Source organism: Nocardia barduliensis (assembly GCF_013315795.1).
In the GTDB taxonomy this organism is placed as follows: domain Bacteria; phylum Actinomycetota; class Actinomycetes; order Mycobacteriales; family Mycobacteriaceae; genus Nocardia; species Nocardia barduliensis.
Window position 1 is genome coordinate 21,314 of record NZ_JABLTE010000035.1, and the last position, 22,737, is coordinate 44,050.

The 22,737-nt window shown below is 68.3% G+C and carries 20 protein-coding genes; 13 read left to right on the plus strand and 7 right to left on the minus strand.

The window, feature by feature from the left end; translation table 11 throughout:
- The 4 genes from HOV91_RS16930 (at position 1) to HOV91_RS16945 (ending at position 7,215) form a co-directional block, all read left to right on the plus strand.
- On the plus strand, positions 1-1,695 hold the full coding sequence (locus HOV91_RS16930) for a tetratricopeptide repeat protein (RefSeq protein WP_174186366.1): 1,695 nt from the start codon (positions 1-3) through the stop codon (positions 1,693-1,695).
- Positions 1,696-1,798: 103 nt separating this feature from the next.
- Positions 1,799-2,422, plus strand: coding sequence for a phosphoribosylglycinamide formyltransferase (gene purN / locus HOV91_RS16935; RefSeq protein ID WP_174186367.1), 624 nt, complete (start codon positions 1,799-1,801; stop codon positions 2,420-2,422).
- A gap of 222 nt (positions 2,423-2,644) precedes the next feature.
- Positions 2,645-2,944 carry a trypco2 family protein gene (locus tag HOV91_RS16940; protein WP_174186368.1) on the plus strand — a complete coding sequence of 100 codons (300 nt, stop codon included), beginning with the start codon at positions 2,645-2,647 and terminating at the stop codon, positions 2,942-2,944.
- Positions 2,941-7,215 carry a HEAT repeat domain-containing protein gene (locus HOV91_RS16945; RefSeq protein WP_174186369.1) on the plus strand — a complete coding sequence of 1,425 codons (4,275 nt, stop codon included), beginning with the start codon at positions 2,941-2,943 and terminating at the stop codon, positions 7,213-7,215. Before HOV91_RS16940 ends, HOV91_RS16945 begins: the two co-directional genes overlap by 4 nt.
- 77 nt (positions 7,216-7,292) lie before the next feature.
- Here HOV91_RS16945 and ligD read toward each other — a convergent pair whose 3' ends face one another.
- Entirely contained in the window at positions 7,293-8,231 is a 939-nt protein-coding gene (ligD, locus tag HOV91_RS16950; RefSeq protein ID WP_174186404.1) for a non-homologous end-joining DNA ligase, read from the minus strand.
- Between the two features lie 345 nt (positions 8,232-8,576).
- Complete coding sequence (locus tag HOV91_RS39895) at positions 8,577-8,837, minus strand: hypothetical protein (protein ID WP_246350267.1); 261 nt, start codon at positions 8,835-8,837, stop codon at positions 8,577-8,579.
- A 118-nt stretch (positions 8,838-8,955) separates the two neighbouring features.
- On the opposite strand from HOV91_RS39895, the gene HOV91_RS16960 reads away from it, so the two are divergent.
- Complete coding sequence (locus HOV91_RS16960; RefSeq protein ID WP_174186370.1) at positions 8,956-9,549, plus strand: TetR/AcrR family transcriptional regulator; 594 nt, start codon at positions 8,956-8,958, stop codon at positions 9,547-9,549.
- Positions 9,550-9,582: 33 nt separating this feature from the next.
- Here HOV91_RS16960 and HOV91_RS16965 read toward each other — a convergent pair whose 3' ends face one another.
- Positions 9,583-10,788 carry a site-specific integrase gene (locus HOV91_RS16965; protein ID WP_174186371.1) on the minus strand — a complete coding sequence of 402 codons (1,206 nt, stop codon included), beginning with the start codon at positions 10,786-10,788 and terminating at the stop codon, positions 9,583-9,585.
- Positions 10,789-11,311: 523 nt separating this feature from the next.
- Between HOV91_RS16965 and HOV91_RS16970 the strand changes: the two genes are divergently transcribed.
- Together HOV91_RS16970 and HOV91_RS16975 are read left to right on the plus strand one after the other, a co-directional pair.
- A complete protein-coding gene (locus HOV91_RS16970; RefSeq protein ID WP_174186372.1) occupies positions 11,312-11,743 on the plus strand; it encodes a MarR family winged helix-turn-helix transcriptional regulator in 432 nt (143 codons plus the stop codon).
- Positions 11,740-12,585: an alpha/beta fold hydrolase gene (locus tag HOV91_RS16975; RefSeq protein WP_174186373.1), complete on the plus strand. Its 846-nt coding sequence runs from the start codon at positions 11,740-11,742 to the stop codon at positions 12,583-12,585. Before HOV91_RS16970 ends, HOV91_RS16975 begins: the two co-directional genes overlap by 4 nt.
- Positions 12,586-12,666: 81 nt before the next feature.
- On the opposite strand, the gene HOV91_RS16980 is transcribed toward HOV91_RS16975, so the two are convergent.
- Together HOV91_RS16980 and HOV91_RS16985 are read right to left on the minus strand one after the other, a co-directional pair.
- Positions 12,667-13,608: a sigma-70 family RNA polymerase sigma factor gene (locus HOV91_RS16980; RefSeq protein WP_174186374.1), complete on the minus strand. Its 942-nt coding sequence runs from the start codon at positions 13,606-13,608 to the stop codon at positions 12,667-12,669.
- 10 nt (positions 13,609-13,618) lie between these two features.
- Positions 13,619-14,809 (minus strand): NAD(P)/FAD-dependent oxidoreductase, encoded by a 1,191-nt coding sequence (locus HOV91_RS16985; RefSeq protein ID WP_174186375.1) that lies wholly within the window; start codon positions 14,807-14,809, stop codon positions 13,619-13,621.
- Positions 14,810-15,386: 577 nt separating this feature from the next.
- Between HOV91_RS16985 and HOV91_RS16990 the strand changes: the two genes are divergently transcribed.
- From HOV91_RS16990 to HOV91_RS17000, 3 genes are read left to right on the plus strand one after another with little or no spacing between them, the layout of a single operon-like run.
- On the plus strand, positions 15,387-16,343 hold the full coding sequence (locus HOV91_RS16990; protein WP_312884660.1) for a coiled-coil domain-containing protein: 957 nt from the start codon (positions 15,387-15,389) through the stop codon (positions 16,341-16,343).
- 56 nt (positions 16,344-16,399) lie between these two features.
- Positions 16,400-16,996: an HdeD family acid-resistance protein gene (locus tag HOV91_RS16995; protein ID WP_174186377.1), complete on the plus strand. Its 597-nt coding sequence runs from the start codon at positions 16,400-16,402 to the stop codon at positions 16,994-16,996.
- A gap of 54 nt (positions 16,997-17,050) precedes the next feature.
- A complete protein-coding gene (locus HOV91_RS17000) occupies positions 17,051-18,481 on the plus strand; it encodes a S8 family peptidase (RefSeq protein WP_174186378.1) in 1,431 nt (476 codons plus the stop codon).
- Positions 18,482-18,824: 343 nt separating this feature from the next.
- On the opposite strand, the gene HOV91_RS17005 is transcribed toward HOV91_RS17000, so the two are convergent.
- The gene (locus HOV91_RS17005; RefSeq protein ID WP_157227173.1) at positions 18,825-19,067 is read right to left on the minus strand and encodes a MarR family transcriptional regulator; all 243 of its coding nucleotides are present in this window, start codon (positions 19,065-19,067) and stop codon (positions 18,825-18,827) included.
- A 199-nt stretch (positions 19,068-19,266) separates the two neighbouring features.
- Here HOV91_RS17005 and HOV91_RS17010 point away from each other — a divergent pair, with 199 nt between their 5' ends.
- From HOV91_RS17010 to HOV91_RS17020, 3 genes are read left to right on the plus strand one after another with little or no spacing between them, the layout of a single operon-like run.
- Positions 19,267-19,551 carry a hypothetical protein gene (locus HOV91_RS17010; protein WP_043725354.1) on the plus strand — a complete coding sequence of 95 codons (285 nt, stop codon included), beginning with the start codon at positions 19,267-19,269 and terminating at the stop codon, positions 19,549-19,551.
- Entirely contained in the window at positions 19,551-20,144 is a 594-nt protein-coding gene (locus HOV91_RS17015) for a DUF6879 family protein (protein ID WP_246350271.1), read from the plus strand. The genes HOV91_RS17010 and HOV91_RS17015 overlap by 1 nt, the downstream gene beginning before the upstream one ends.
- On the plus strand, positions 20,095-20,931 hold the full coding sequence (locus HOV91_RS17020) for a helix-turn-helix domain-containing protein (protein WP_174186380.1): 837 nt from the start codon (positions 20,095-20,097) through the stop codon (positions 20,929-20,931). The genes HOV91_RS17015 and HOV91_RS17020 overlap by 50 nt, the downstream gene beginning before the upstream one ends.
- Positions 20,932-21,126: 195 nt before the next feature.
- On the opposite strand, the gene nuoN is transcribed toward HOV91_RS17020, so the two are convergent.
- On the minus strand, positions 21,127-22,728 hold the full coding sequence (gene nuoN / locus HOV91_RS17025) for an NADH-quinone oxidoreductase subunit NuoN (protein WP_174186405.1): 1,602 nt from the start codon (positions 22,726-22,728) through the stop codon (positions 21,127-21,129).
- Between the last annotated feature and the right edge of the window lie 9 nt (positions 22,729-22,737).

Genomic DNA, 22,737 nt, shown 5'->3' on the forward strand with positions numbered 1-22,737 from the left:
GTGAGCGCGCCGACCGGACCGACCGAAGCGGCCGGGCAGACCGCGACGCCGAGATCGACGGTCTGGCTGGGATTTCTGGGCACCGCGTCGGTGGTGGCCTACACGGTGCTGTTCGAGCTGGTGCGCACCCTGGTGGTGAACTCCTTCGGCGAGAACAGCGTCGTGCAGTTCTTCAACGGCCCGCTGCGGTGGTTGTCGGTGCTGTTCATCGCCGCGGCGGCGACCTATGCGCTGTCCCGGTTCGCCCGCGGATACCGCATCAGGTTGCGCACCGCCCGCGACCTCGATCTGATCGCGGGTCTGGTCGAACCGGGGCCCGCGCTGGCAGACCCGAGACCACGGGCGGCCGCTCCGCCCCCGCGCCGGGTCGCCGCACTCGACGGGCATCTGATCGCCGCGGTACTGCGCGACCTGCCGGTGCACGACTACGAGACGGTCGCGCTGTTGGCCGTGCTCAACGCCATTCGCGACACACCCGGCCGGTTGCCGTTGGCACGGGAACCCTCGGCCCGCACCGCGACGATGCTGCTGGAGGGCCTGTGCCGCCGTGGCGTCCTCGCGCGCGACGGTGCCCAGCGCTTCGCGGTCCGGCAGGTGCCCAGGCTGCCGGATCGAGCGACGGTCACCGCGGGCCCGCACTGGGGCGCGGCGCTCACCGCGCTGCTGCACCACTACGCGGATCGAGCCGGACGGTGGGCGGTCGCGCTGGAATCGCGGCGCTTCGCCGTGGGCGCGCGCCGATGGTTCGAAGTCGAGGAGCCTTACCTGCGCGCCCTGGTGTCGGCATGCGCGCGTCCCCGCGGGGATTACCCCACCGCGGCGCTCGCGCACCTGATCGACATCGGCAACGCACTCGACGTCTGGTACGCCCGCATCGGATTGCGCGAGAACGAGCGCGGTGTACCCGGGGATCTGTGTTCGCTGCCCGGGCTCGACGAGCTGAACCGGGATCTGGTGGCGCTGCGGGCGGACCTGCTGGCCGAGCGGCCGCGGGACTACCGGCCACGGCGGCTGTCCACGAGCCTGGCCGCCCGCTGGGAACACCACGCGGCGCTGCGCGGGCTCACCACGGCGCCGCTGAATCTGGACGAGGCCGCCGACCGGCTGGAATCCGCGTGGTGGCTGCTCCCCCGCGACGATGTCGCGGGCGAGGTGTGCGCGCTGATCAACCTCGCCGTCGTGCACATCCGGCAGGGCCGCCTCGATGCCGCGCAGGATCGTCTGGAACTGGCCGAATCCCTCACCCGCGCCGGCATCGATCCCGACGGCCGCGCCCAGACCCACGAGACGATGGGGGCGCTGTGGTGGGCACGCGGCGAGCCCCGCCGTGCCCTGCGCTGCTGGCAGCTCGCCCTGACCGCCTACCGCGCCCTCGCCGACGACCCGGGCATCGGCCGCTGCCTGCAACACCTCGGCTCCGCGATCGTCGTCGACCCGGACCACGCCACCCTGCTGCTGCCGACCGACCCACCCCTCACCCGCGCCGAGGCGCTGCGCCAAGCCACCGGATGGCTCGCCGAAGCCCGCCGCAGGCACCCGGCGGCCCGCCACGCCGAAGAGTATGTCGCACAGGCCCGTTCGACCCTGCGCGCCGACCGCGGCTTCCGCGACCTGCTCTCAGCCCGCCGCCGCACCGCCGCGCTGTCCCACATCGACCAATGGCCCGCCCCTGTCGAGGACCACGCAGCTCGCTGACATCGCCGGGCTGCGATCGAGTCCGGCCTTCGGCGTAGCACTCGACCTCGGCGACGCTCGTACCGCCGCCCGTGAACGAGCGCGTGTGCGAAACTACCCAACCATGACGGAGCTTCGAGTGGCGGTGATCGCCTCCCACAACGGGTCGAATCTCCGTGCGCTGCATCAGGCTTCCCTCGTCGCTGACGCACAGTTCGGCATCGTGCTGGTCATCAGCAACAACAGCGAGTCCGGCGCGCTGCGCTACGCCCGGGACAACCGGATCCCCGCCCGGCACCTGTCCGGGCGCACCCATGACGACCCGGACGAAGCCATGCGCGCCGCACTCGTCGAGCACCAGGTCGGCCTGGTGGTGACCGCGGGATACCTGAAGAAGATCGGGCCGCGGACCAGGAGCGAATTCGCCACCCGGATCATCAACGTCCACCCCGCGTTGCTGCCCCGCCACGGCGGCCCCGGAATGTACGGCAGGCACGTGCACCAAGCCGTCCTCGACGCCGGAGACCAGGTCAGCGGCGTGTCGGTCCATCACGTCTCCGGTGAATACGACGCCGGTGCGGTCATCGCCCGGATCGAAGTGCCGGTGCGGCCGGGCGACACCGCCGAGACGCTCGGTGCGCGGGTCCTCGAAGCCGAACACACTCTGCTGCCCGACGTGGTACGGCGAATCGCCCACGACTCGAACGCGCTGCGCTCGCGCCCACTCGAGCCCACCTCTGACCGGTGACTCGCGATCATCCCGCGACCTGCGCCCGGCTCGTCCGACCGGAGAATCGGCTCGCCTGCACGGGAAGCCGCCGACTTCGGCGGGTGCCGCGGTGACAGTCGCGCCGGCTGTCTTGTCGGTGGCGTGACCGTACCCGGTCCGAAACGGTAGGGGTACTCGTGCTGGCGTAACAGTCAACCCTCTGCGACGATCATCCGGTAGAAACCACCATCGGGGAGGGTCATGGAAATCGATCTGGCGGAAACGGTCGAGGCGTTGCGTGCCGAACTGCGGAAAGCGGTTTTGGCGGGCGAGGATACGGAGATCCAGTTCCCGGTGACGGGGGTGCAGGTCGAATTTCAGGTCGGCATCAAGAAGACGGCCGACGGTAAGGCGGGGCTCAAGTTCTGGGTCGTGGAACTCGGCACGGGTGGCGGATACGCGGCCGAATCGGTGCAGAAGGTCATCCTCAATTTCGGGCCGCCGGTCGATCGCAGCGGGGCGCCGATCAAAATCGCCAGGCAGGCCCAGCGTAAGCCATGACCGAGGGGCCGGTCCTGGCTGATCGGGTCGTCGAAGTATTGCATTGTGAAGACGGCCGCTGGCAGGTGGGTTCGGGTTTCGTCGTGCGCGACGGGGTGGTGCTCACGGCCGCGCACGTGGTCGGCGCCGGGACGATATCGGTGCGATTTCGTGGGGCGTGGGAGCGGCCGGCGCGACTGTGTCGATTGTCGAACGGGCGACTGGCGTTCGATGAGAAAATGGATTTGGCGCTGATCGAATTCGACGGCGTCAGCGACGGGGCCGTATCGTTCGCGCTGCTGCGCGATGATCCGGCACTCGGCACGCCGAATCTGCGCGACTGTGTCGCCTTCGGTTTCCCTACCTTCGCCGAGAAGGACCGCGAAGGACGTGAGGTGCCGCTGCGTGAGGTAGTGCGCGTCGACGGGTACGTCCCGACCGGCGAGGGTGCGGTGGAAGGACTTGCCACACTGCGGGTTCCGGACGCGCCGCGCGATCTTCCGGACGGGCCGCTGACCGGTTCGCCTTGGCAGGGTTTCTCCGGTTCGGTCGTCTTCGCCGCTGCGCATGTGATCGGCGTGATCAGCGAACATCATCGGCCCGCCGGGATGAACGGCCTGACCATGGTTCCGCTGAGCAGGCTCGACACGCTCGAGGACGGCGCGTGCTGGTGGGAGGTACTCGGTGTGGCCGACGCCGCCGCCTTGCCGCGACTACCCGCCGATATCCGCCTGGAAGCACGGCTGCCCAGCGACGAGGTGGAGCGGCGGCTGCGGGCGCTCATCCTCGCTCAACCCGAACTCACGGTGCTGTCGAGTCCCTTCGGCGGCCTGCCCACCGATTTCTTCCGGCAGCGACTGCTGGTTTCGGAGCGACCGGGCGACAACGGACAAGCGAGTCCGGTACCGGATGTGATCGGCTCCGTCGAGCGACTGGTGATCATCGGCGAGGCGGGAATCGGCAAAACCACCCTGCTGCACGAGATCGCGCGACGTATGGCGGCGGGCGACTATCCCGGTATTCCCGTTCTGGTCCGGCTGCACGATCTCGCCCGGCGCGGGATGGACACCGACCTGCTGACCTTCGCGATCACCGAACATTTCGGTGACGCGCTCGGCGGGGCGGAAATCGCGCGGTTGGTCGAATTTCTGCGCGAGCGTGACGATGTCGTATTCCTGTTCGACGCGTTGGACGAAGTGGCGGTCGGCCAAGTGGACGATGTGCTCGCCAGGGTGCGGCGGGCCCGCAGTTTCATCATGACGACCCGGCCGATGGCCAGGAGCGATGTCTTGCAGAACGTCGCGGCGACATTCCGGATCACCGAACTCTCCGATGCCGATATCGCCGGATTCGTCCAGCAGTGGGTGGTGCGGGAACCGCGCGCGGCGAATCTGCCGGACCGGATCGCCGAAGACCGGGGGATGGCCGAACTGGCCCGATTGCCCCAACTGCTCGTACTGCTGTGCTGGCTGTGGCAGTCGACCTCGAACGCCGGATTCGAAACGACGGCACAGATTCTCGCCAGCGGCGTGGACGAGGCGATCGCCCGCGCGGTACGGATCAGCAGACTCGCCGACGGCGAGGAGGAAGTGGTGCCCTGGCAGGTGCGCGGAGCATTGCGGGCACTGGCGCTCGAGGTGGCGAGCGAGGGCGACGGCACCTCCATCGGTTTCACCCGCGGGCGCTTGCTGGCTCTGCTGGAGGAATCGGGCGGCCGGGACCGGGCGGGTGCGCTGCTGGCCTTCACCCGACGCACCGGACTCGTGGTGGCCGCTGGTGGTTCCGGCGACGAATTGTATTTCCTGCATTCGCTATTCCGTACATTCCTCGCTGGCGAAGCACTCGCCGAGATGCCGGATCCGGTAGCCGATATCGATCGGCTCGCGGACCGGTTCGCCGGGCACGACATCCTGGTCGTGGCCGCTGCGTTGGATTCACGGCGGATACCCGGGCTGATCCTGGACCGGATGTCGGCGCGCGAACCGGATATCTTCGGCATGAATTCCTGGTTGGCCGCGCTGTGTATGGGAGGTGTGCGGGATCAGCGTGCTATCGCGCACCGGCTGGTGGCGGTCGCGGACGAGGTGTTCGCGCGGGCGTGCGAATGGTGGTCGCGGGACCGGTTCGCGCCGGTGCTCGGTGGTTTGCGCACCGATTACGTGCGCGGACTGCTCTTCGACGGGCTGTTCGACTCGGAGATGTTCGTGCGGTGGGCGTGCGCGCTGGCGTTGGATCATCGACGTGAGTCGGACGCGGTGCCGTATTTGCTGGCACGGCTGCCGGACGAGACGGCGCCCCCGGTGCGGTCGGCGATCATGGAAGCGCTCGGCAGGTTACGCGATCGCTCGGCCGTGCCCGGTCTCTGGCAGGAATTTAACAAACGTGCCGACGAGGACGGGATGACCGCGAATATGACGATCGGGGAAAGCCTCGCTCGGCTCGGCGCGGCGCGGGAATTGCGAATGCTGATCGAGCGGGCCGAGCAGGAATCGGCGACCGAGGCGCTGATCGGTGCGATGCGGTTCGTGGGACAACCGCTGCGAGGAGAGATCCTGGACGCGCTCGCGAGCCGGGGTGTCACGGCATCGGCCTCCGACCACCACCGGCAATATATCGACGATCTCTACGACGGCGACGTCACATTGGCGCGCAAGCACAACGCCCTGAACGGACTGGAGGACGTGGCCGACGACGCGGTGATCGACGCGCTGCTGTGGACCGTCGCGTACGCCGACGACGACAGTTTGCGCGATCACGCCGCAGGCGTATTGCTGCGGCTACCCGATGACGGCTTCGTCCGCGTCGTCGACTATCTCGTCACCGACTTCACGCATCCCGCAGCCGAGTACGGCGAGGCAATAGCGTGGGTGTTCGTGGTGTTGTGGAATTCCCCAGCAGTAGACGCCTTGGCAGATCTTCGGTTTCCGCCGCCGCCCGATCCCGATGAGTCCGATGAGCCGCTCGGCGCCTATGCCTCGGTGGTCTGGATCCTGATCGCGGTACTCAGCGGCGGAGACTACGGCGAGAACCTGGCCGGTTTGATCCGCGACGCGCCTGACCCCTGGATCAGGGGTGCCGCGATCACCGTCGGCGCGACCGCGGGAGTGACGGCCGCACTGGACCCGACGGTGGGGCTGTTGCGGGTGGAGGACGTGCCGAGGGTGCGCTACGCGTGTCTGGAGGCATTGCGACGTTTCGCGCCCGGCGATATCGCCGAACTGGTCGCACCGTCGCTCGACGCGTCCGATCCGCACGAACGCCGACTGGCGGTACGGGCCCTGGGGGAGCGCGGCGCGCTGGAGCCGTCCGAGATACTCGCCCGGCTCGAGACCGAGTCCGATCCGGCGGTGCAATTGACACTTGTCGAAATGCTTCAACTGGCTCCATTCGATGAGTCGTTCATCGATTCGTTGATCCGCGAACTCGACAATCCCGACGACGCCGTGCGGGAAGAGGCGGTCACGGCGGTCGGTGCGGCGAAAATCACCGAATGCGCGCCGCGGCTGCGCGCGATGATGGCGGACCGGTCGGAAGGTGTAGCCGATGCCGCGGCGAAATCCTTCGGGCTTGTCGCGACCGGCGAGGAGCTCGTCGAGATCATCGATGAAATGATCGTCGAGGATTTTCCACCGGTATGGATGCTCGCGATCGCGAGCGCGCTCATCGAACGTCCGGAACTCGGTGATCTCCTGCTCGACAGAATCGAGGCGACCGGTGGCACCGCACTCGTCGCGGGGGACAGCGCCACCGTCCGCTATCCGGCGAATACCTACAACCTCATCGGCGTGGACGACCGCGAGCCGTCCGCGCTTCTCGAAGCGCTCGCCGATTCCGACCCGAGGCAGCGGTGGCTCGCGGTGGTCGCGAGCGAACCGCACCTGGCCTTTCGCGGAATGCTGGGGGCCGTCGGGCTCGCGGTCCTTGATCAGCACCCATGTGTCGCCGATCGCGCGGTCTCGGTACTCGGATCGTTCGAAAGTAAATACGCCATAACCCAACTCGACGACCTCAGTCTGGCAGTGCTCGGCGCGCCGGACGCCTTCGCCCGATTGGCCGACCGGCTCGCCGCAGATGATTCGGCGGCCAGGATCGTTTCCTGGCTGCTGGAACAGCGGGAATTCCTCCCTCAACTCATGCGCGCCTATGTGGACGGGCGAACCGAATTACGTCGTGTGCTCTGGTACCTGTCGGACCGTCACGGACTGCGCCTGTTCGCCGACGGCACCGCCCTCCTGCCCTCCGGCGAGACCGTGTCCTGGGAGCGATTCGCCACCGCGCAACTGCCCGCCTGACCCCACACACGACCTGGAGATTCGGGTGATCTCCGTCGTCGCGCGCGTCAGCGGTTCGACACCGAACGGCTGAACCGCTACTCCCATTTCGCTTCGTGCGGGGCCTTGTCCGGGCGCAGGCCCCGCCAGCTGGGATGACGCAGCCCCTCGGAGGTCGCTTCGCGATATTCGATGTCGGCGACGAGGACGGGCTCCACCCAATGGGCGACCGCGGCGAGCGCGCGGGGAGGTGGAATGTCGAAGGGAGTGTCCGGACGTGCAAGCTCGTCGAGGCGGGCTTGCAGGGAGCGCCGGCCGTGCATGGTCCAGCCGGTACCCACATTGCCCACGTGCACCAGCTGGTCGTCAGCGTCGTAAGCACCGAGTGCGAGCGAACCGAACGTCGCGGAGAAACGACCCGAGCCGGGCAGCCAGCCCGCGACGACGACCTCCGTCGTCCTGCGCAGCGGTGTCTTGATCCACAACGGGGAGCGGCGGCCGGGGTAGTAGGCCGAATCGAGGCGCTTGGCGACTACTCCCTCCAGCGCGTGCTCGCGGGCGACGTCCATCAGGGTGCCGGGATCGACATCCGAGTAGTACGGCGGAGTGCGGGCAAGCGGCCGGTCGAGGGCGAGCTGCGCCAAACGCTCGCGCCGCTCGGTATAGGGCAGCTCCATGATGGAGGCACCGCGCACAGCCAGCAAATCAAAGGCAAAGTACTGCGTCGGGACTCCGCGCAGCAACTCCGCCCCGGGTGAGATCACGTGCATACGCCGCTGCAAGCGGCCGAACGACGGAGCCCCCGTCGCCGGATCGGGCGCGACGATCTCCCCGTCGAGAAATAGCTCACCGCGCTCGCCCAGATCTTCCAGTACCGCCGTGAGCTCGGGGAATGCGCCGCTGAGATCTCGATTGTTGCGACTGTAGAACCGGCAGCCCCCGTCGCGGCACCGCGCTATGGCGCGAATGCCGTCCCACTTCATCTCGAAGGCCCACCGGCCGTGCTCCTGCGGTGGCCGTCCGGAGACGGCCAGCATCGGCGCCGGCACTGACAGCACACAGCCAGCATATCCCCAGCATCGGACGCCGCCTCGTCTGTCCCGGCCCCTTCGCGGTGGTCGACTCCGGTCATGTGACGCAGCCCAGGGCCGGCCGATGCGCCGCACCGATGAGGGCAGGGCGTCCGGATGACGAAACGCAATGTGCGCATTTGCTCGTCACGCGCCTGCACTCGATTGCCTTACAGAACCACTCGACTCGCGCGCGGTCGCGGCTCCCGCGCGGCGTATTCCGACCGCCAGCAAGATCACCGCGACCATGAAAAGCGGCCAAGGCGTGAGCAGGAGGACTACGGCATCGACCACGGTCCAGATCCCGAGGATCTAGGCGATGAAGGGCGGCGGTGTGATGCCGTGGCGGTCCAGCCACAGCACGGTCAGGCCCACCACGATGAGGGGCACACCGAAACTTTCCAGCGACAGCCACAGCGCGCTGTTCGCCGGGCTCATCGCGGCGAGGTCGTCGTGCCACAGCTGCCCGCTGAACCACGCTCCGGCGTAGCGCGCGGCGCCTTCCAGCGTCAGGGCACCGATCGTATGCGCGGTCCCGAAGAACACGATGAGCCGACCAGCCCACTTGATCATGGAACTCTCCATCCTCTTCGCAGAGCCGGGCGGCTCGTTATACGGTAGCGTATAACGAGAGGTTAGCCTCGTTATACGGTGCCGTACAACTGCTTTCGGAAGTGAGGTTCATTACCCGATGGGTGCGTTGCGCACGACGCGCGAGAGATGGATCGAGGAGGGTCTGCGGGCACTGGCGGAGGGCGGTGTCGGCGCGGTGCGCATCGAAGCCATGGCCAAGGCGCTCGGTGTGACCAAGGGCGGTTTCTACGGCTTTTTCCCCGACCGCGACGCGCTGCTGGCGGAAATGCTCGACACCTGGGAGCGCGAGGCCGTCGACGAGGTGCGCGAGCGAGTGGAGAGCGAGGGTGGCGACCCGCGGGAGCAGGTCCGGCTGGCCGGGCAGCTCACCTTCTCCAGCGACCGTCTGCTCCCCATCGATCTGGCCATCCGCGACTGGGCCCGCCGCGACGAAGCCGTCGCCGCCCGCCTGCGTCGCGTGGACAACGCGCGCATGCAGTTGGCGCGCGACGCGATCGGTACCTTTTGCGCCGACCTCGACGAGGTCGAAGCGCGCAGTCTGCTGGCTTTCTGCTTGGCCATCGGCAACCGCTTCCTCGCCGTGGACCATCCCGGCCGCGCCCGCGACGAGATCATGGCCCGCGCCGCGAACCTCATCCTCGATCTACCTCTCGAAGCCCCCGCGCCCGGCCTCGGTGGCCGAGACAGCTAGTAGACCCTGGGGCACGTGTCACAAAGCGACCGTTCACAAGCCCAGCTTGGTGACCGCATTGTCTTCCAGTGGGTTGGCGGTGCGAATGTAGCCGTGGACGGTGCGCGGGTTGGACCAGCGGCCCTGACGCATGATCTCGCGGTCGCTCGCGCCGCCCAGGGCTGCCTGCGTGGCGAACCCGGCGCGCAGCGAATGACCCGAGAACAAAGCGGGATCGAGTCCGGCCCGCGCGGCATAGCGCTTGACCAACTCGGCGACCGCGCGCCCGGACATGGCGTTTTCGCCGATCACACCATGGCGGTTGATGGTGGGGCAGAGGGGAAGTTCCGCGTCGCTGAGCGTGGTCCCGGTGAAGCCGTGGCAGCGGTGTATCTCGGGAGCTGTCTGCTGCGTGTCGGCCAGCCAGGCCCGCACACCCGAAGTTCCGCCTTCGGCGTGGATCTCCCGCAGCCGCAGCCAGTCGGCGAAAGCGCAGACCGGACAGGTCGCGGGTCGGCGACCACGCGGGAGAACCACACGCTGTTCGGCCGCGCCGGTCGGATCGGTCTTCGTCGCGGGCAGCCGGATCAGCAGTAGCGGCTCACCGGTGGTGTGGTCGAGGCCCACTTCGACATCACCGACGCGCAATCCGGCCAGCTCGCTGCGGCGCAACGCGCCGGCGAAACCGACGAGCAGGACGAGTGCGTCCCGCCGGCGGGCGGGTTCGGTCGGCCAACCCGGTTCGGGAAGCCCGCTCAGGAGCTGATCGAGGGTGTGCAGCAGTACGGGGCGTTTGCGTTGGGGCTGAGTGCGCCGAGTGCGACGGATGCCGCGCAGCGTCAGGCGCACCACGTCCGACCGCGTCGGCGACGGCAGGCCGTTCGCCGCGTGCACCGCCGCGATGGCGGCCGACTTGCGCTCCAATGTCGCCGGGCTGAACGCCCACCCGCCGGTGTCGCGGCGCGCGTCGGCGGCCGCGGCGAGATAGACCGCCACGTCGAGCGCGTCGGCGGGCAGCGCTTGCCTGCCTTCGGTGGCGCACCACGCCGACCACGCCACCCAGTCGGCCCGGTAGGCGCGCAACGTGTTCGCCGATTGGGACGCTTCGAGATACCGGCGCAGCGAACCGGCTTGGTCGTCGTCGAAGCGGTCACGCACCAGCCGCAAGGCCACGGCGTCGACCAGCACGCTGCGCACACCACGACGCAACTCGGTGCGCACCGACTCCGGGACCGCCACCACGCTGGATCGATCGTCCATGGCTCGGGCTCCCGCGTTCACATCGGCGACTGACTGTCCGCGCCGGAGCACTCGGCGCGAGTAGTCAGCCTACGACACCGTGGGCCGCATGTTTCCGCGTCGGAAGGTCCGCTTACGGCGGGTTTTCCACGCGGCCGATCCGTCCGTCTCGGGGCACCCAGTTTTCCGCCGTTTTCGTTGGTGTTTCATTTCGTTGGAGCAAACGCTACGAAACGAATCCATTCGGAAAGGTAACTCGAAGGCGTGGGCTTGCTGACCGCCGATAAGGTTCACTTATCGGCGGTCAGAAGATGTCTTGGTTCGGTGACTTTGCGGAGGTGTCCTGGCCCAGTGCATCTGGAAGATCGGCCGATTGCGTGGGGAAGCGATGCGGACAATGGTGCGTACCGTGGCGCAACCGACGCGCTCCAATCCTTCCCGGCCTCAGTGAATCTGGTGAACCGACCCGAGCCCGCCGCCGCGGCAGGGGAAGCGAGCCGACGACAGGGAATCACTTTCCGACTTAGCATGTTAAGTTACCGGGGTGGATCGGAAACTGAGCTTCGACCTGCACGTTCTCACGGCCCGCTTGGACCGGGCGGCAGACCGGATCCTGCGTGCAGAGCACGGCGTGTCCTACAGTCGATTCCTTGCTTTGACGTTCGTCGGCGAGTTGGGAGCCTCGACGCAACGGGCGCTCGCCGACCGGCTCGGCGTGACCGAGCCGTCGGTCAGCCGCATGACGGCCGTCCTGGCCGCAGAAGGGTTACTGGTCGTCCAGCCCGGCCCGGCAGGCGGGCGAAGTCGGCGGCTCAGCCTCACCGGCAAAGGAAAACAGCTGGTGGCCGCGGCGCGGCAAGGCCTCGAAGAGCGGCTGGCGGCCGTCGTCGCCGAAAGCGGTGTGTCCTACGAGGAATACACGCGGCAAACCGCGCGCCTACTGACCACCTTCGAGCATCTGGAGGGCCTCGAATGAGTTATCGCACCCCTGACCCGGCTCGGCAACGCTCGGTCGTCTCGGCGGACGGCACATCCATCGGCTACCGATCGATGGGCAGCGGACCCGGTGTGATCGTGGTCGGCGGCGCGCTGTTCACGGCACAGGACTACCTGCCGCTGGCGGCCGAACTGGCTCGGTCGTGCACAGTGCATCTCGTGGAACGGCGTGGGCGCGGCGCGAGCGGACCACTCGGGCACGACTACAGCTTGCAGAAAGAAGTCGATGACCTGCTCGCCGTTCACACCGCCACCGGCGCGCGACTGGCGTTCGGGCACAGCTACGGCGGGCTCGCGATACTCGAAACCGTGCGGTCCTCGCCGGTGTTCGACCGCATCGCCCTCTACGAGCCGGGAACCCCCGGCGGCCATGTCGCCACCGAATGGATGGCTCCCTATCGCGCCCGCCTGGCTGCCGGCGATCCCTACGGCGCATTCGCGTACTTCATTCAGGGATCCGGTGGTGCACCAGCATTCGTGGCCAAGCTGCCGCACTGGTATCTGCGCGCCGCATTGCGCATCGGGTTCAGCGGACAACGGTGGCAGCGAATGCGACCGCTCCTGGAAGCCAACCTGGCCGAGCATGAGCAGTTGGCCGCACAGCAGGACCGGCTCGAGGAGTTCACCGACCTCACCGCCGCGACGCTGATCCTCTGCGGAACTCGCACGTCTTCGACAACCCGAGCAGAACTCGACGCCCTCACCGGCACACTCCCCGACGCCACCCGCGACACCATGAAGGGACTCGATCATTTCGGGCCCGAAGGGAAGTCCGGACGAGCCGTCGCCGAGCGAGTCGTCACCTTCATCCTCGAACACTGAGGGCCACGCGAACAATCGAGCCGTGTTCCGCACCTCTGCCGGAGGGCCACGGCCGCTGGGCGATCTGTTGCGGGACGCGGGTTACCACGATTCGATCAGCGGGACCTCGTGCTCCTGCCGCTGCCATTGCTCGGTGAGCCGACCGAGTCGGTGCGGGGCGGCGATACTACGCACGCCTGCGATCTTGTCGTCGCGGATCTCCAGGATCACGACGCCCACGACCCGGTCGCCGAGCGTGGCCAGCATGGCAGGGCAGCCGTTGACCACCACGGCATGGAACGACGGCGAGCCACCGGTGAGTCTCCGCTTGGCCGGAGACGGTTTGAAGCCGGCCCGCACCGCGCTGGCGATCCGCTCCCGGGTCGAGTACCGGATCAGCTTGCCGGCCGTCCCCAGCCCAGCGCCGTCGGAGATGCCGGTCGCGTCGTCGGTGAGCAGCGCCACCAGTCGTTCGGTCCGGCCCGAGGATGCGGCATCCACGAACGCCTCGACGATTCGACGCGCGGAGGCATGGTCGATATCGGTAGTGCTACCGGCCGCGGCGATTCGACGCCGGGCTCGGTGGAGGTGTTGCTGACTCCCGGACTCGGTGATGCCGAGAATCTCGGCGATCTCCGCGTGGCTGTACGCGAAGGCTTCGCGCAGCACGTAAACGGCCCGTTCGACCGGCGAGAGACGCTCCATGAGCGTCAACACCGCCAGGGTCACCGATTCGCGCTGCTCGACGGTGTCGGCCGGACCCAGCATCGGGTCGCCGTCGAGCAGCGGTTCGGGCATCCACGCGCCGACCGCGCGTTCGTGGCGCGCCTTCGCCGAACGGAGCCGGTCGAGCGCCAGATTGGTGACGATCTTGGTCAGCCAGGCCTCCGGCGCATCGACGTACTCCCGGTCGGCGGCCTGCCACCGCAGGAACGCGTCCTGCACCGTGTCCTCGGCGTCGGCGGCCGAGCCGAGCAGACGGTAGGCGAGCGAGGCCAGCCGGTTGCGGCTGGCCTCGAAACGCGCCACGGTGGCGGTGTCCATGAGGACGACTCTATCCGGCGACCATGTGCGGCGAGCGCTCTCGAATGCTGGACAAACGGTACTTGTGACCCGGCTTTCCGAAGGTCGGGTGGCTAAGGCTCCAGGCAGCAGTGTCGAGGATCGCCGACTTGACGCGCGCGGCCTTGCGGCCACACAGGGCCCCCGACTTGGCTCGCGCGTCCCCGTCGACCAGCTGAATGATCGCGTCCTTGCGGCCGAGGCTGATGTGGTTGCCGATATACGTCAGCGAGGCGGGCGCGATCTTGTGCCCGGTGCGGTCCTCGATGATCGCGGCGATCGCCCGCTTGCTGGTGGGTCCCGCGGAAGCGCAGGACATCGGCAACGGCTGACCGTTCTCACGGATGGCGAAGACGCTGTCACCGGCAGCGTAGACATCCGGGTGCGAGACCGACCGCATCTGACGGTCGACCGCTATCTGGCCGTTGGGTTCCACCGCGAGCTCGCTGGCTGCGGCGATCGGGTGGACGGCGAAGCCTGCGGCCCACACGGTCGCGTCGGAGACGAACACGGTGCCGTCGGCGGCGACTGCCGCCGCCTCCTCGACGCGCACGATGGTGGAGTGCTCGTGGACGGTGATCTTGAACCGCTCGAAGGCCTGCGACAGGTGACGGCGGGCCTTCGTGCCCAACCAGCCGCCCAGTTCCCCGCTGGTGGCGAGGCTGACCCGAAGTCCAGGACGGGATTCGGCGAGCTCGGTGGCGGCCTCGATCGCGGTCAGATTGCCACCGACCACCAGTACCTTGCCGTCCTCGCCCAGCTCGTCCAGGCGTGCGCGCAGGCGCAGCGCGGCCGGCCGCGCGGCCACGTGGAAGGCGTGCTCGTCGACGCCGGGAACGCCGTGGTCGGCGGCGGTGCTACCGAGCGTGTAGAGGAGGGTGTCGTATGCGAGCCGGTCGATGCCCGTGCCGTCGGTGACGGTGACAGTCCGGTGCTCGACGTCGAGGTCGGTCACCCGCGCCACTCGCAGCCGGATGCCGGTGCCCGCGAACAGCTCTGTCAGCGGCCGGTGGCGGAGTTCCCGCCCGGCGGCGAGCTGGTGCAGGCGCAGCCGCTCGACGAAATCGGCTTCGGCGTTGACGACGGTGATCTCGAAGTCGTCGGGGTGGAGTTGGCGGGCCAGGTATCCGGCGGAGAAGGCTCCGGCGTATCCCGCTCCGAGGACGACGATGCGGTGCTTCATGGTTCGCTCCTGTCTGGTTCGCGTGCTTCCTGAACGAGACAGCCCCCGAATTCCTGACAGCATCGACCAGTGACCTGTATCACCTCGAATCTCGCGCAGAGGATGAACTCCATGCCGAACCCCGCTAGTCCCAGCACGTTCTCGATCTCATCGTCGAATGTCGCTCACCAACGGGTGAGGTGTTCGATGCACACCACCCAGCACGGGAAGCCCGATCCCACGATGCCGGAATCTATTGGCCGAAACCACTCGAACTGACTCGATAGATCTGGCATTTCGCAGGTCGGCGACAAACCGAAATACCAGTTACCCTTGTTCAGGACACAACCGGAACGCATTTCGTTGCGTGGCCATTCGTCGTCGGCGACGAAACCAACGCTACGATTTCGCCGTGTCGAGCGTGTGCAACTATCCGGGCTGTTCCCGCCCCATCACCAGGGGAGCCGGACCCGGCCGTCCCTCGGAGTATTGTGACCGTCCCGAACACACGCGATGGCGCGCATGGCGGGAGCGGCAACGCCAGCAACAGGAAGCAGAAGACGCGACCGCTGCCGTCACAGTGACGCAACCGGGCCCGGTGACCATTGCCCGCCTGCGCGCCGATGAGTTGCTCACCCAGTTCCGCGGGCTCGCCGAACAGCTGAACAGCACCTTGAACGCCGCTGTCGCGGAGCTGTCCACGCTCGCGGATCCGGCGATCGCCGAAGCCCAAGTCCAGGCAGCGCAGGTGGACGCGGCACGGCGGATCGCCGAGGCGGAAGGCGCCGCCGTGGCGGCCGAGCAGGCGCGGCGAGAGGCGCAGGAGGCCAAGGAACTCGCCGAATCCGCCGCCGAGGACGCGGCAGCCGCCGCCGAACAGTCCGAAGTGCTGATCGCGGAAGCGAACTCGGCGCGCGAGGACGCGCTGCGCGAAGTCGAACGCGTCAGCAAACAGGCCGCCGACGACGTGTTCGCCGCCCGCAGTGACGCCGAAGCCGAGATCCGCGCCGTGCGGCGCGAGACCGCCGAGCAGATCGAACGCATCGAACAGCAAGCCGCAGAGCAAGTCCAGCGCGCCGAGCGCCGCGCGGAAACCGAGATCGCGCACGCCCAGCAGGAGGCGGCGGCGCGGGTCGCGGCCGCGCAGTCCGAACGAGACCTCGCCGTGCAGCGCGCGGCCGACGCCGAGCGAGGGACCGAACGCGCCGAACAAGCCGCCGCCGAACGAGCCGAAGCCGCCGAAGAGGCGCGCGCCGAATGGCGCAGGGTGCGTGCTGAACTCGACACCACCCGCGCCGAACTCGCGCAAACCCGGGCCGAGCTCACCGACACCCGCCGCGCGGCCGCCGCCGAACTCGCCTCCGCCCGAGCCGAGGTCGCCATTGCCGTCGAGAAGGCGCGTGCCGAAGCCGCCTCGCGGCTCGAAGCGCTCACCGAGGCTCGTGCGCAAACCCTGGCTCGCGCCGAACGCGCCGAAGCCCAACTCGACGCACTCTTCGCCCAAACTCGCCGCAAAGCAACCGCTACCGAACTGGAGCATCGTCCCGACGCCTGACCAGGGGGCCGGTCTGGCTCCACCGCCGAACCTCGCCTTGGTCATATCATGTAGCTATGCCCGAAACCGGAGTTGCAGGGCGTACGGAACCACTGGCCGGCGAAGCGCGGCAGACAGTACTGGTGGTCGGTGCCTGCTCGATGATCATGGGTGTGGCCCTCGCGGTGTGGCCGCACAAGTCGTTGCCGACGGCGGAGCTGCTGTCCGGCTGCTACCTGCTGCTCAACGGGGTGCTTCAGCTGGTCGTCGCGGTCGGTGCTCGTTTCGCCACAGCGCTGCGGGTGCTGGTGCTGGTCAGCGGCGTGCTGTCGGTCCTGCTGGCGGTGTTGTGCTTCGCGGGCGGGAATTCGACCCTGCTGCTGTCGTTCTGGATCGGGTTGGCCTGGGCGATCCGCGGGATCTGCCATGCCACCGTGGCGGTATGGGTCGACGACCTGCCCGGCCGTGGGAAGCAGGAGCTGTTCGGGCTGGCCACATTGGCATTCGGCGTGCTGGTCGGTGCGCTGCCGTTCGAGTCCCTGGACGCGGTGGGCTGGGTGGCCGGAGCGTGCCTGCTCGCGATCGGGGCCACCGAAGCGTTCTTCGCCGCGAGCCCCCGGCGCGACACGGTCGCGGCCCCCGGCGTGGCGCCGACCGTGCAACTGCGTGGCTGACCAGCACAGCGCATCCGGTGGCGAGCCCGCCGCACTCCAGGTTGACTGGGCGCCATGGCATCCCAGGATTCAGAGCTCCGGTCGCCCGCCGAGCTGATCGTGATCACCCACGGCGCCGACACCGCGGTCACGCCGATCGCGCTGCGCGACAGCCGCAGCACCCAATCACGTCTGAACGAACTGCTTCCCGCCGGAGGCGAACTGGTGCGCATCTTCGGACCGGCCAACCGCTTGGCGGGCAGGCTCACCGGCACTCCGCACGAGGAAGCCGGCGCGGAGTACCTGAACTACTTTTCCGTTCGCGGCGTCACCGGCGAACTCGACGATCTGGCGGCGCGGTTGCGCACCGCCGACGAGGTGGCGGCAGCGTATGTGAAGCCGCCCGCCGAACCGCCGATCGCGCCCGGAGGCGCGGTGCCGGTCGCCGATCGCTCGACCGACGAAGCGCCGCCGGTGACCCCGGATTTCGGCGAGCGGCAGGGCTACCTGGACGCCGCCCCGCAGGGAATCGACGCCCGCTGGGCCTGGACGGTGCCCGGTGGCCGTGGGACCGGGGTGCGGGTGGTGGACATCGAGGGCGCGTGGCGGTTCACGCACGAGGACTTGCGGGTCAACCAAGGCGGCGTGATCGGCGGCAGCCCCGCACCGCAGCAGGGCTGGCGCGATCACGGCACCGCCGTCGCCGGCGCGATCAGTGGCGACGTGAACGCTTACGGCATCACCGGTATCGTGCCGGAGGCATACATTCGCGCGGTCTCGATCTTCGGATCGGGGTCGGCGGTCGCCATCCGCTCGGCCGCGGACGTGCTGAACCCCGGCGATGTGATCCTGGTCGAAGTGCACCGTCCCGGACCGCGTTTCGCCTACGTCAACCGGGCGGATCAACGCGGGTACATCGCGATCGAATGGTGGCCCGACGACGCGGCGGCGATCCGGTACGCGGTCGGGAAGGGCGTCATCGTGGTGGAGGCGGGCGGGAACGGCGGCGAGGACCTCGACGCCGCGCTCTACGACACCCGGCCCGAGGAGTTTCCCAGCACGTGGCGCAATCCGTTCCGCGGCGGGGAGGCCGACTCCGGAGCGATCATCGTCGGAGCCGGCGCACCCCCACCCGGATTCCACGGTCGCGACCACGGCCCGGCTCGCTCCCGATTGGCGTTCTCCAACTTCGGTGAGCGAGTCGACGTGCAGGGATGGGGCTCGGAAGTCACCACCACCGGGTACGGCGATCTGCAAGGAGGTCCGGACGAGGACCTCTGGTACACCGACGTGTTCAGCGGAACCTCGAGCGCGTCCCCGATCGTTGTCGGCGCGGTGACGAGTTATCAGGGAATGAGCGCGGCCGCGGCGGGGCGGAAGAAGCCCGCCGAGGTGCGCGCCCGGCTGCGCGAAACGGGCTCGCCGCAAACCGATGCGCCAGAACGGCCCGCGACCCAGCGCATCGGGAACCTACCGAATCTGAAGGCGATGATTCTGCCTCGGTAGATCGAAACGAAAGAGCATCGCACAACTCTCGGAGCCGGAACAAATCGCGGCGCGGGTCGCGTACCGATTCCGGCTAGTGAAATCGAATGCAGGGATAATTGTCCATGCTGGAATCCGTTCTTGATCTAGTGCGGTCAGCGGCCTTCGACTCCGCAGCCCGGCCGTGCGTCCATGCCCGTAGGCGCGCGGCATTCCGTAGGTGAGTTCGACTGCGCGCAACGTGCCGGGTGCGGTGCGCGCCACCTCGGGATCGACGATCCGGCCACCGTCGCCGGCTGCGCGAAAGCCTCCCCGCACCAGCGAATCCGATGCGCCGCATCAGTGACCACCCCTCCGGTTCCGCTCACAAAGTGAACCGGCGTCCTTTCGCGGCCCATTCGCCCCGGCCCCTGGGCGTGATGGCCCAGCGGCCACGGTGGCGGCAATCCATGATCAGACCACGCGCGTGTAGGCGCAGCAACGCGCTGCGCACCGACCATGCGGTCAGTCGCGCCTGCTGAGCCAGTTGCTCGACGGTGAGCAATCCACCCGGCGCCAGCACACCCAGCACCGCGAAATCAGCGGCAGTCCTGGGTCGTCTCATCATGTCGGAGCCTTTCCTTCGGGGAGAGGACAACCGGGGAACGACATCGGCGCGGTGGCCCCGAGTTGCCGAATCGACGGTAGAAGGCGCACCGATGTCCCCGCCACGATTTTGCGCGACTTTGCGAACCACGTTGACCGGCAACGCATGCGGTGGGGACGATTGCACGACATCGCCCGTCAGCTCTCGCAAAGGATCAGCTATGAACCTGCGACTTCTCGGATCCGGATCCGACCATGGAGCTTGTCCCGCCGTGTACGCCACCGACACGGGCGTGCTCGTGGTGCAGGGCGATGCGACCGACCGCACCGGGACGGTCCTGGTGCCACACCAGCTGCTGGACTGGCTGGAACCGGGGATGCGGCTACGGGTCGAGGCGAGCGGGACGTGCGGTGCGGTGCTGGTGGCCGGCGAACCGGTCACCGACCCCGAATTGCTCGCCCAATTGACCCTCGATTGTCACGAAACCGCCGTGGTGGTGCGCTGATGCTGCACGTGGTAGGCGACCGCTGTTTCGAGCCGCTCTTCCGGGCGGCTCGAACGCGCGCCTTCCATCTCGAGGTGAGAGACGACTACGTGCTGGAGGACGAGCAGGAAGCATTGCGCCGCTTCGGCGCCGGAGTAGCGTACGAACGAGAGGAACAGCCCGAGTCATGGAAAGCCTGGGATGCTCTGATGGTCGAGTCCGCTGGTCGCGGGGTCGCGCTCGAACGACTACGGGTCGTGACGGTCCCGCACTCCGACTACACCCGGTGGCTGTTGTCGGCGACCGACGACAACATCGCCACAGGCGAGATCGTGCGCTGGCTGCCACGGCATCTGGTCGACCCGGCCGACCTGCCGCACGACGACTACTGGCTTTTCGACACGAACACGGTCGCGTTCAACACCTTCGCCGAGAACGGGGCATTCATGGGGTTGTCGATCACCAATGACCCGGCGCTGGTCGCCCGCTGCCTGCAGGTGCGGGAACGGCTGTGGCCTCAGGGCATCGACCATCAGCGATATTGCGAGAGTGAGCACGTGCACGATGAACGGAGTGTCGGACGCACGCGAGGTGCTGGGTGCGCGCCTGCGTGAACTGCGTCGCGCCGCCCACCTGACCGGCCTGGAACTGGCCGCCAGGTGCGGCTGGCATTCGAGCAAGGTGTCCCGGATCGAGGGCGGCAAGCAGACGCCGTCGGAAGCGGACCTCGCCGCCTGGTGTGAGGCGTGCGGCAATACCGCCGTGCTGGACGACCTGGTCGCCAACGCGCGCAATCTACAGTCGATGTATCTGGAATGGCAGCGCAGCGTCGCCTCCGGACACGCGCGCAGGCAACGGCAATCGATCGACTTGGAGGCGCAGACTACGCAGATCCGCTGGTACGCGCCGGACACGCTGCCGGGACTGCTGCAAACCGAGGGCTACGCGCGCGCGATCCTGACCGCCTGCATCGCCGTCACCGGCGGACGCGACGACCTGGAGGAGGCGGTGGCCGCGCGGATGGCCCGCAAACAGGTGCTCTTCCGGGCGAAACACCGATTCCACTTCGTGGTCAACGAGACCGCGCTGTGGCGCACGGTCGGCGACGCCGCCGTCATGGCCGAGCAACTGGCCTACCTGCTCGCGGTGATGGCCAACCCGAGGGTCCGGCTGGGCCTCATCCCGATCTGCGCGGACTACCGCGCCCCCGCGACGAACTTCGTCATCTACGACCGTGCGCAGGTGCTGACCGAAACGGTCTCGGCCGAGTTGACCATCACCAGACCGTCGGAGATCGCGCTGCACGAGAAGACCTTCGCGATCCTGGCCGACCAGGCCGAGTACGGCGACCGGGCCCGATTGCTGATCGCGACCGCGCTGGAACGCAGGCGCGGCGCCTAGGTAGCGTTTCGAAGCCGGCGGGGGTGTCACCCCTTCGGGGTGCCCGGTGCGACCACGTCCCAGCCCGATTCGACTGATTCCTGCATCGCTCGGGTTCGTCGCCCGCGGCGACGAAGAGTGCGGTGATCAGAGGGTGCTGAAACAGCGATGCCGCCGCTGTCGAACAGCGGCGGCACCAGCGCACCCGAGGGTGGATCAGCGGACGAGTATCGCCGCTTGGTCGGCCAGATCGAGCAGTGGCTGCGGATAGACGCCGAGCGCGAAGGTGACTGCCGCGGTGATCGCCACGATCGCCGTGGTCAGCGGAGGGCTGACCGGTACCGGCGCGTCAGCGGGCGGATCGGTGAAGAACATCAGCACGATGACCCGCAGGTAGAAGAACGCCGCGACGGCACTGCAGATCACGCCGATGATGACCAGCGGTGTCGCGCCTCCCGAGGCAGCGGCCTCGAATACGGTGAACTTGCTGACGAAACCACTGGTGAGCGGCAACCCGGCGAAGGAGAGCAGGAACAGCGCGAAAATCGTTGCCAGCCAAGGGGAACGGCGGCCGAGCCCGGCCCAGCGCGGCAGGCCGGTAGCCTCCTCGCCGTCCGCCTCGCGGACCAGGCTGACCACGGCGAACGCGCCGAGCGTGCCGATGCCGTAGGCCGCCAGGTAGAACAGCACCGCCGCGACGCCGCGGTCGTTGGCCGCCACCGGACCGACCAGCAGGAAACCGGCATGGGCCACCGAGGAATACGCCAGCATCCGTTTGACGTCGGTCTGGGTGATCGCCATGACCGCGCCGACGGCCATGGTGGCGATCGCGACGGCCGCGAGGATCGGCCGCCAGTCGTCGCGCAGACCCGGCACGGCGACCTGCAGCACGCGCACCAGCGCACCGATCGCCGCGATCTTGGTGGCCGCCGCCATGAAACCGGTGATCGCGGTGGGGGCGCCCTGATACACGTCGGGCACCCAGGACTGGAACGGTACCGCGCCGATCTTGAACAGCAGACCGACCGCGAGCATCGCGACACCGAGCACTGCCAGTGTCGCGTTCTCCGGATGCCGGGCGATCGCGTCGGCGATGCCGCCGAGCCGCACCGTGCCCGCCTGGCCGTACAGCAGCGCGACGCCGTAGAGGAAGAACGCCGAGGAGAACGCGCCGAGCAGGAAGTACTTCAGCGCCGCCTCCTGCGAGAGCAGCCGGTTGCGCCGGGCCAGCCCGCACAGCAGATACAGCGGCAGCGACAGCACTTCGAGGGCGACGAACATGGTCAGCAGATCGTTGGACGCCGGGAACAGCAACAGGCCGCCGATGGCGAGCAGGGTCAGGGGGAACACCTCGGTGGTCGCGACGCCCGCGCGCAGCGCCGCTGCTTCGGCCGCGCTACCGGGCACCGCGGATGCCTGCGGCGTGAACGCGTCCACCCCGCGTTCAATGGTGGCGGCGGCCCGGCTCCAGGTTCCCGGGCCCGATCGCGCCTGCTGCCGCGGTTCCGCTCCGCGCTCGGCGATGAACAGGACACCGAGGATCGACACCACCACGATCGTGCCCTGCAGGAACAACGTGACGCCGTCGATGGCCACGGCGCCTGCGACCGCGGTGGTTTCGGTGCCTGCGAGCGCCACGACGGCGACCAGCGCCGCGACCAGCCCGGTCAGGCTCAGCACCAGATGGCTGGCGTAGCGGTAGCGCCGGGCGACGAACGCTTCGGCCAGGACGCCGAGCACGGCCGCGCCGAACACGATGAGCATGGGGGACAGGGCGCCGTACTCGATGCTGGGCGCGGGAACGCTCGCGGCGAGCATCGTGGTGGA